This window comes from Neisseria benedictiae (assembly GCF_958267435.1).
GTDB classification, from domain to species: Bacteria; Pseudomonadota; Gammaproteobacteria; order Burkholderiales; family Neisseriaceae; genus Neisseria; species Neisseria bergeri.
In genome coordinates, this window is the sequence record NZ_CATQFV010000038.1 from 1 (window position 1) to 426 (window position 426).

General features: G+C 33.8%; 1 protein-coding gene. It reads right to left on the bottom strand.

The features are described 5' to 3' along the window. Positions 1-426: NYN domain-containing protein (locus Q3O12_RS04420; protein WP_301669533.1), on the bottom strand; the 426-nt coding region annotated here is incomplete at both ends.

Below are 426 nucleotides of genomic sequence, written 5' to 3' on the forward strand. Positions count from 1 at the left end.
AGCTGGTTGAGCATTTGTCCCACTACTTTTATCAAAACTTGCATCTAAAAATAAAAATTTGCTACATGCAGCAACTAACGACTTAGGTGTTTTATGTTCGCCAAAACCAATGACTTGTTTCCCTTCCATTTTTATTCTCATTGCTAACGGTGTGAAATCACAATCGGAAGAAACAATGCAAAAAACGTCTATTTTATCTTGAAATAATAAATCCATTACATCTATGGTCATCGCCATATCCGTTGCATTCTTACCCTTTGTATAATCAAACTGTTGAACAGGTGCTAGAGCATAATCCAATAAGACAGCTTCCCAACCTTTTAATTGTTCACTTTTCCAATTCCCATAAATTTTTCTTATCATTACTGAACCATAATTTGCAAGCTCATTAAGAATAAAATCAATTTTCCCAAAAGGTGCGTTATC